6 protein-coding genes and 2 pseudogenes are annotated in these 7,207 nt (G+C 65.1%); 1 reads left to right on the top strand and 7 read right to left on the bottom strand.

Annotation, left to right across the window (positions count from 1 at the left end; all coding sequences use genetic code 11):
- Nucleotides 1–115 precede the first annotated feature (115 nt).
- Together EN742_RS17980 and EN742_RS17975 are read right to left on the bottom strand one after the other, a co-directional pair.
- A pseudogene (locus EN742_RS17980) lies at nucleotides 116–310 on the bottom strand (ATP-binding cassette domain-containing protein); the annotation flags it as partial.
- 2 nt (nucleotides 311–312) lie between these two features.
- Nucleotides 313–1,083, bottom strand: a complete 771-nt coding sequence (locus tag EN742_RS17975; RefSeq protein ID WP_127406068.1) for an SDR family oxidoreductase — start codon at nucleotides 1,081–1,083, stop codon at nucleotides 313–315.
- A 243-nt stretch (nucleotides 1,084–1,326) separates the two neighbouring features.
- Here EN742_RS17975 and EN742_RS17970 point away from each other — a divergent pair, with 243 nt between their 5' ends.
- A complete protein-coding gene (locus EN742_RS17970) occupies nucleotides 1,327–2,799 on the top strand; it encodes a M81 family metallopeptidase (RefSeq protein WP_127406067.1) in 1,473 nt (490 codons plus the stop codon).
- Nucleotides 2,800–2,957: 158 nt separating this feature from the next.
- On the opposite strand, the gene EN742_RS17965 is transcribed toward EN742_RS17970, so the two are convergent.
- The 5 genes and pseudogenes from EN742_RS17965 to EN742_RS39420 all read right to left on the bottom strand — a co-directional run.
- Nucleotides 2,958–5,006, bottom strand: a complete 2,049-nt coding sequence (locus EN742_RS17965) for a M3 family metallopeptidase (protein WP_127406066.1) — start codon at nucleotides 5,004–5,006, stop codon at nucleotides 2,958–2,960.
- Between the two features lie 83 nt (nucleotides 5,007–5,089).
- Complete coding sequence (locus tag EN742_RS17960; RefSeq protein WP_126057559.1) at nucleotides 5,090–5,503, bottom strand: nuclear transport factor 2 family protein; 414 nt, start codon at nucleotides 5,501–5,503, stop codon at nucleotides 5,090–5,092.
- Nucleotides 5,504–5,511: 8 nt separating this feature from the next.
- Complete coding sequence (locus tag EN742_RS17955) at nucleotides 5,512–6,156, bottom strand: carbonic anhydrase (RefSeq protein WP_126057560.1); 645 nt, start codon at nucleotides 6,154–6,156, stop codon at nucleotides 5,512–5,514.
- 146 nt (nucleotides 6,157–6,302) lie between these two features.
- Nucleotides 6,303–7,070: a DUF429 domain-containing protein gene (locus EN742_RS17950; RefSeq protein ID WP_126057561.1), complete on the bottom strand. Its 768-nt coding sequence runs from the start codon at nucleotides 7,068–7,070 to the stop codon at nucleotides 6,303–6,305.
- Nucleotides 7,067–7,207 (bottom strand): annotated as a pseudogene (locus EN742_RS39420) (pyridoxal kinase); the annotation flags it as partial. The pseudogene EN742_RS39420 and the gene EN742_RS17950, both read right to left, overlap by 4 nt.

The raw sequence follows: 7,207 nt of genomic DNA, 5'->3' as shown, positions 1-7,207 counted from the left end.
ATCAATTGCAGCCGCGTGACGATGTCGGCCGGCGTCTTCATCTGGGGTGACTTCATAGGGGCAGGCCCGTCGTCCTGTCGAACAGATGGGTGTTGCGCGGCTCGACGGTGACCGGCAAGCCGCCGATCACGAGATCGCCGGAGCTGATCGTTTCCAGGCCGGCCAGCATGCGCAGCAGGGTCGACTTTGCCGCACCCCGACGGCCCGACCAGCATGACGAACTCGCCGCTTTGATCTCGAGGTCGATATCCACGAGGATGCTGTGAAGCCCGAACGATTTCGACAGGTTGCGGAACTGGACATCGGTCATGGTCACGCTCCCAATATGTCGTCGATGAAAGGCAGGCAGCCGGCGGTGAGCCCCGCATCGACCGGCATCACCACGCCTGTTACGCCGGATGCGCGGTCGGAGGCAAGGAAGGCCACCGTTTCGGCCACTTCCGACGCATTGACGATGCGGCCGAGCGGATAGAGCCGCTTGAGCTTGGCGAGGATTTCGGGGTCCTTGGCCAGGCGATGCTCCCAGGCGGCGGTGCGGATCGATCCGGGGCAGACGACATTGGCGCGCACGCCGCTGCGGCCGAGCTCGACGGCGATCGACTTGGCATAGGCATTGATGCCCGCCTTGGCCGCGGCATAGGCGGGATTGCCGAAATGGGAAATCGCGTTGACCGAGGAGATGAAGACAACGTTGCCCGCGCCGCGCTTGGCCATCGCCTTGGCAATAGGATCGGCAAAAATCATCACGCCGGCCAGGTTGAGATCGAGCTCATGCGCGATCCTGTCCGCCGTCAGCGCGCCAAGCGTCTCGGCGCGGGTCCAGCCGGCATTGTTGATCAGGATGTCGGGGACGCCGTCGCTGTCGAGGATCGCTGCGATGGCTGTCTCGATCGAGACCCGGTCGAGCAGGTCGAAGACATGGCGCGAGGCAAGATGCGGGCTGGCCAGCGCCTCGTTCGACTGATCGCAGCCGACGACGCGCGCGCCGCGTTCGTTGAGCAGCGCCACGATCGCTGAGCCGAGGCCGCCGCCGGCACCCGTGACCACGGCCGTCTTGCCCTCGAATTCGGCTTTCGAAACCACAGCGCGCTCCTCCTCCGACGGAACGCTACTCAAGGAAATGTAATTAAGCAACAGAATGATCTGTTTGATTGATGCGAATTCAGGGATAATGTAGGAAAGTCACATCAATCCTGAACCCTCTGGCTAGAGGCGCAGATGCCCTGGCGCTAGGAGCCGTCAAATAGCAATTCCAGCAATTCCGGGAAAAGCGTGCGGCGGTTTTCCGCCCGGAATTGCGAAAGACAAAGACTACACGGAGCATTCATGCGCATCTTCACCGCCTCGCTGGCGACGGAAACCAACACCTTCTCGCCGGTGCCGACCGACCGGACCTCGTTCGAGATGGCCTTCTATGCCGGGCCGGGCAAGCATCCGGAAACGCCGACGCTGTGCTCGTCACCGATCGTGGCGCTGCGCCGGCGCGCGGCAGGCGAGGGCCTGACCGTCATCGAAGGCACCGCCACCTGGGCCGAGCCCGGCGGGCTGGTGCAGCGGCAGGCCTTTGAGGCGCTGCGCGACGAGATCCTCGGCCAGCTCAGGGAAGCGCTGCCGGTCGATGCCGTCATCCTCGGCCTGCATGGCGCGATGGTGGCGCAAGGCTATGACGACTGCGAGGGCGACCTGCTCGAACGCGTGCGCGCCATCGTCGGTCCGAAGGTGGTGATCGCCTCAGAGTTCGATCCGCACAGCCATTTGACGCCGAAGCGTGTCGCGGCATCCGACATCATGGCCTACTTCCTTGAATTCCCGCACACCGATTTCTACGAGCGCGGCGAGCATGTCGTCGAGCTCGGTCTCGCCGCTGCGCGCGGCGAGATCAAGCCGGTGATCTCGACCTTCGACTGCCGCATGATCCAAGTGCTGCCGACGAGCCGCGAGCCGATGCGCTCCTTCGTCGACAAAATCAACGCGCTGCACGGCAAGGACGGCGTGCTGTCGGTCTCGGTCATCCATGGCTTCATGGCCGCAGACGTGCCGGAGATGGGCACGCGCATCCTGGTCGTCACCGACAACGAAAAGGAAAAGGGCGATGCACTGGCGGAAAGCTTGGGGCGCGAACTCTACGCCATGCGCGAAAGGACAGCCATGACGATGCTGAACACGGCCGACGGCATCGAGCGCGCGCTCGCCGTGCGCAAGGCGAATCCGGACAAACCGGTGGTCATCGCCGACATCTGGGACAATCCCGGTGGCGGGGTTGCCGGCGACGGCACCGTCGTGTTGCGCGAGCTGCTCGCGCGCGGCATCAGCAATGTCGGCATGGCGACGATCTGGGATCCGATCGCGGTGACGTTCTGTCAGGCAGCGGGTGAGGGCGCCGTCATCGATTTGCGCTTCGGCGGCAAGGCCGGGCCACTGGCGGGCGAGCCGATCGATGCGCGGGTCAAGGTGCTGAAGGCGGTCGGCGAAGGCTGGCAGAGTTTCGGACCGAGCCGGGTGACATTGGGGTCGGCCGCGGTGGTGCGCGTCGAAGGCACCGAGGTCGATGTCATCCTCAACACCAACCGCACGCAGACCTTCGAGCCGGACATCTTTTCCAACATCGGCGTCGATCCGCTGTCGAAGGACATATTGCTGATCAAGTCGACCAACCATTTCTATGCCGGCTTCGCGCCGATCGCCGCCGAGATCATCTATGTCTCGGCGCCGAGTTCGTATCCGAGCAATCCGGCGGTGACGGATTACACCAAGCTGGTGCGGCCGGTGTGGCCGAGGGTGGCGGATCCGTGGCTCTAATCTCCCCCCTTGAGGGGGAGATGTCGCCAAAGGCGACAGAGGGGGTCCTCGCGCGTGAAGCGCTAGCCTCCATCTGCCGCAGGAGCTCGCGTCCAGTCGAACCGACCCCCTCTGGCCGCTTTGCGGCCATCTCCCCCTCAAGGGGGGAGATTAGCCAATCACACCAATCCCCGCTTCACCATCATCGCCTCTGGCGACGGCATCTTGCCGCGGAACGCCGTGTAGAGCTCTTCCGGATCCTTGGAGCCGCCGGCGGCGTAGATGTTTTGCTTCAGCCGCGCGGCCAATGCCGGGTTGAAGGGATCGCCCGTCTCCTCGAAGGCGGCAAAGGCGTCGGCGTCGAGCACTTCGGACCACATGTAGGAATAGTAGCCGGCCGAATAGCCGTCGCCAGCGAAGACATGGCCGAAATGCGGGGTACGGTGGCGCATGGCGATACTGTCGGGCATGTCGAGCTGGTCGAGCGTTTCGGCTTCGAAACGAAGCGGCTCTGGCGGCGCGTCGGGGCGCGCATGGTAGGCCATGTCGATCAGCGCCGAGGCGGTGAACTCGACTGTGGCGAAGCCGGCGCCGAAGGTGCGGGCGGCGAGCATCTTGTCGAGCAGGTCCTTCGGCATCGGCTTGCCGGTCTTGACGTGCAGCGCGTGCTTTTCGAGCACCGCCGGCACCGTCAGCCAGTGCTCGTAGAGCTGCGAGGGCAACTCGACGAAATCTCGGCTCACGGACGTGCCCGAGACCGACGGCCAGGTGACGTCGGTCAGGATGCCGTGCAGCGCATGGCCGAATTCGTGGAACAGCGTCTTCGCCTCATCGACCGACAGGAGTGCGGCCTCGCCGGCCGGCGGCTTGGCGAAGTTCATGATGTTGTAGATGACGGGCCTGGAACCGTGCCCGAGCTTATAACCGGATTTCAGCGCGCTCATCCAGGCGCCCGAGCGCTTGGAGGGCCGGGCGAAGTAATCGGCGAGGAACAGGCCGCGCTCGCTGCCGTCGCCGTTCTTGACCACAAAGACGCGCGCGTCGGGATGCCAGGCCGCGATGCCCTGCTTCTCCTCGAAGCTGATGCCGAACAAGCGCGTCGCGACGTCGAAGCAGGCGTCGATGACGCGCTCGAGCTGCAGGTATGGCTTCAGCTCGGCCTCGTCGAAGGCGAATTTCTCTGCGCGCAGCTTCTCCTGGTAGAAGCGCCAGTCCCAGGCGGCGAACTTTTCGTTGCTGCCGGCCTCTGTCGCCAGCCGCTCCAATTCCTTTTGGTCGCTCGCCGCCTTCTCCAGCGCCTTCTCCCATACCGGGTCGAGCAGCGCGTGCACGGCTTTCGGGGTCTTGGCCATGGTGTCGTCGAGCTTCAGCGCTGCGAAGGAGTTGTAGCCGAGCAGTTTTGCCTTCTCGGCGCGCAGTTTCAGCATGTCGCGGACCACTTCGGTGTTGTCGGTGGCGCCGCCGTTCTGGCCGCGCATGGTGAAGGCGCGGAAGGCGATCTCGCGCAGGTCGCGGCGCTCGGAGAAGGTCGAGAACGGCTCGTAAATCGAGCGTGACAGCGTCACGGCGAAGCGGCCCTTCTGGCCGCGCATCTCGGCCGCTTCCGCCATGGCGCTTTTCAGGAAATCCGGCAGGCCGGCGAGATCGGCAGCGTCGAGGAACAGCGCCCAGTCGCGCTCGTCGGCCAGAACGTTCTGGCCGAAGCTGGTGCCGAGCGAGGACAGCTCTTCGTTGATCCTGGCCAGCCGCTTCTTGCCGCCGGCGTCGAGCTTGGCGCCGGACCGGACAAAACCCTTCCAGGTCTTTTCCAGCACGCGCAGCGTCTCTGCATCCAGCTTCAGGCTTTCGCGGCGCTGGTAGAGGTCGTCGATGCGGGCAAACAGGTTCTCGTTCATCGAGATGGCCGAGAAATGCCTGGACATTTTCGGCGAGATGTCGCGCTCCAGCGCCTGGATGTCCTCATTGGTGTGCGCGCCGGCGCGACACCAGAAGATCGACGAAACCTGGTCGAGCGCCTCGCCGGCGAGTTCCAGCGCGGCCAGCGTGTTCTCGATCGTCGACGCCTCGCTGTTGCCGGCGATCGCATCGATCTCGGCCTCATGCGCCTTCAGCGCCGCGTCGAAGACGGGGCCAAAATCGCCATCGCCGATGCGGGTGAAATCTGGCAGGCCGAACGGCCCTTGCCATTTGGTCAGCGGATGGGCGGCGAGATCGACGGCTGATGACATGGAAGAACTTTCGATTGGTGGCAATGGGTGGCGAGACCGATGTAGGGCGCGGGCTTGTCGCGCGCAACCGCGCGGTGGGCCCGTCAGTAGGCCTCGCAGCTTTCGGCGATCGCCGCCTGCGTGCTGGCGGTGATGCGGTTGCCGGCGACGGAGAAGGTCTCGTGCATCAGCATGTCGTTGTTGGGGAAGTCGTAGCAGGCGATCACCGTGGTGACGCCGGCTTCCGACTTCTCGATGCGATGACGGATCGCGGCGCCGGCGACAGCGCCCTGCCAATCGTCGATCGAGGCGATGAACTCTTGCTTGGTCTGCACGACGCCAAGGTCGTCGAGCTTGATGCGCACGTCGTCGGCAAGCAAATCCGAGAGCTCCGTCCGGTCGGCGACGAGCAGCGCCGAATACCAGCGGTCGATCAGCGCGCCGTCATCGGCGCGGGCGGCGAGGACCGAAAAGAACAGCGCGGCGGCTATCGCGGTTCCCTGGGAAACGATCCGCATCGCGGGCCTCACCCCAGATCCGGCCGCTCGAAATCGCCGGTCTCCTTGTTCATCACCCACAGCTCGCCTGTCGAGATGTCGAACCAGGCGCCGTGCAGCGACAACCTGCCCTTGCCTTCGAGGATGGAGACGCAAGGGAAGGTCCGCAAGTTGGCGATCGAGTAGCGGATCGAGATGCGCTCCAGGGCGGTCTGGCGCTCGGTCGCCGTCATGAAGGTGCTGGACGACACGGTCTCGGCGGCGGGCGCGATCAGGCTCATCCACTTGCCGATGAAGTCGCCTGGCGAGAGCGGCGCGGAATTCGGGTCGAGTGCCGCGCGGATACCGCCGCAGCGGCCGTGGCCCATCACCACGATGTTCTTTACCTTCAGGCTCTGCACCGCGAATTCGAGCGCGGCGGAGGTCGAATGGAATTCGCCGTCCGGCGCATAGGGCGGCACCAGATTGCCGACATTGCGCAGCACGAACAACTCGCCCGGGCCGGCATCGAAGATCGCCTCAGGGGCGGAGCGCGAATCGCAGCAGGCGACGATCATCGTCTCGGGCGCCTGGCCTTCGCGCGCCAGAGAGCGGTAGCGCCCGCTTTCGGCCGGATAGCGGCCGTTCATGAAATTGCGATAGCCGTTGAGCAGATGTTCGGGAAGATGGGGCATGGGCGGCGTCTGGACCCTTTCCGGGTTGGATGCGGCACTTTCAGTCTGGAGAAGCCTCTAACGGCAAAAGCCGGTCGCGAGCAATGCCGAATTGCGGATGGCTCCGTCGCAATCGCGATGCGGCGGACATGGCTCAACCTGTCGCTCTATGCCCAGATGGCGACTGGAATGCCAAAACGATCCGACAGCGGCGGGTCCGGATTCGGCCTTGCCTCGCCACTGGCGATGCGGCCGGCAATCAGCATCATCGCTGCCGCGTCGAGAAAATCATCGGCGGCGGCTCCCTTCGGTGCCGGCTGATCGAGGAAGCTCTTTTCATAGCCATGCCGGCATAGCAGCGCCTTGCGTTCCTCCATCCCGGCGAGGTTGATCGCGCCCTTGACCTTCTTCGGCAGCGCCATGGCCTGGCCGCCATTCAGCCGGCAGAAGGCGACCTCGGGGTGCGATTCGAAGACGCGGCCGCGCAACTCCGGCCGCGCGATCAGCAGGGCATCGATCTCGCGGATCTTGGCAAAGATGCCGAAGGCCTGGATCGAGACGCCGCGCGGCGGATCGGAACTTGCCTTGGCGACCTCGCTGGCGCGGCGATGCGCGGCGTACCAGGCCTCGACCGTGGTGAAGCCGTCCGTCTCGGCATAGAGCGCCGCGCGCGAGGGGATCGAGAACACGCTCGATTGGCGCTGCCCAAGCAGCGGCCGCACGATCGCCTCCGGGCCGCGTCCTCCCCTTTGCGAGAAGTCGGGGAGGCCGATCGGCATGTCGACGGCGATCGTGGCGCCGCCGGCGGGCAATGCGGCGAGCAAAGCGGCAAAGCCTGGAAAGACGGAGATCGACGGAGCGGCATCCGGATGACGATGGACGGCGATCCAGCCGGCCTTGCAGCCGTCGACGCCGACCAGCACGCCGGCCGTCACGCCCGCTTGTCCCGCTCCGGGTGCAGGAGGTGGCGCAGCTGCACCATCGCCATCGGATGCGACAGGCTCTGCGCGTCGGTCTCGAGCTGCAGTTCGTCGCCGCCGCGTTTGGCGGTCCGCGCCAGGATCTCGTAGAC

This window comes from Mesorhizobium sp. M4A.F.Ca.ET.020.02.1.1 (genome assembly GCF_004022645.1).
Taxonomy (GTDB): domain Bacteria; phylum Pseudomonadota; class Alphaproteobacteria; order Rhizobiales; family Rhizobiaceae; genus Mesorhizobium.
The sequence above is the reverse complement of the archived record's forward strand: the minus strand, read 5'-3'. Positions and strand labels throughout refer to the sequence as shown.